Genomic DNA, 1,214 nt, shown 5'->3' with positions numbered 1-1,214 from the left:
TACGCGGGTGATCTCGCCGCACCGGTCATGCATTACATCGACACAAAGGTCGCCGGGGAAGAAGCTGTCCGTGACGGCGGCGCCGAAACGGCTCTGCTGCGTCCGTCCCTTGTAATCGGGGACTCGGTCACCGGCCGGATCAGTGCCGTGCAGGGTCTGTGCGCCGGCTTGCTTCACACCCTTACAGGTCAGGCCCCCTTCGTCCCGTTGTCAAAGGGAACCCTCCTCGACGTGGTATCCAGCGACCATGTGGCTCAGGCGGTGCTGGCCGCCACGGAGCGGACCACCCCACCAGGCGACTACTGGATCACCAGCGCAGAAGCGGCCGCCACCTGCGGACGTGCGGTGGAACTGATGCCTGATATCTGGGCAGAACACGGCATCACCCGCTGGCCGGTCCCGGAATGCGTCGAGCCGAGGGAGGCGCTGCGTCGCATCGAACGTCTTCGAAGAACAGAACGCTCGGCTACGGTGTGCCTGCGACTGATGATGATGCTCAGCCACGCCATCGCCATTCACAACGCGACAGCACTGCCCGCCCCTGATGTCCCCACGCCTTCCTGGCCTGCCGCGCCCTCCGCCGCGACTACGGAAGCCTGGCTGCGCACCACGTTGGCCGCCCTGGCGCGATCCCGGGCCAAGAACCTTGCGGCCGTGCAATGACCTACCGTCGGCCGAACATGCGGCGGCCGGCCGGGCGGGGCCCGGCCGGCCAGAAAAGCGCCGGTGCGGAACTCCCGTCGGGCCTCGGCATTCGGCCTGTCAATGGCGTGTCGTCCAGCGATCTCGGGCAACTCGCGCGAGTAGGGCTACCTCACCTGCTGTCGAGATGAAAACCTCGCGCGGGCAAGACTTTATCCTCGCAGCGTAACTACCCGCTGCTCGGCTGCAAGGAAAACTTCACCGCGACCATGGCAGGCGCGTATGGCGCACCAGGCGCAGGTCACTGCCGTGCTGTCCGGCAAACTGCGGAGCTAGCTGACTTAGCGGTGCAGCCGTATGGACGGTCACGTGCCGACCGCACCGCCGGGACATACGCAGCACCTGTGACCAGGATCGAAATGGGGCGATGAGTGCCAGCGGGCCGGGCGGGACAAGAGCGGGCTCGACGCGGTCCGCGTCGGGTTGGCTGATAACGACCGGTCCGTGCGCGTGCGGCCCGAGACAGAGCTGACGCCCCGCGTCGTAAACGACGCGGGATTCGCCGACGGGTC

At 66.9% G+C, this 1,214-nt stretch carries 1 protein-coding gene; it reads left to right on the top strand.

Annotation, left to right across the window (positions count from 1 at the left end; translation table 11 throughout):
* A partial coding sequence (locus ACWD1Z_RS37715) for an SDR family oxidoreductase (RefSeq protein WP_451125465.1) occupies nucleotides 1–663 on the top strand: 663 nt, incomplete at its 5' end.
* Nucleotides 664–1,214 lie beyond the last annotated feature (551 nt).

It is taken from the genome of Streptomyces sp. NPDC002784, from assembly GCF_053592135.1.
Note: the sequence above shows the minus strand (reverse complement) of the source record. Positions and strands in the feature narration are given on the sequence as shown.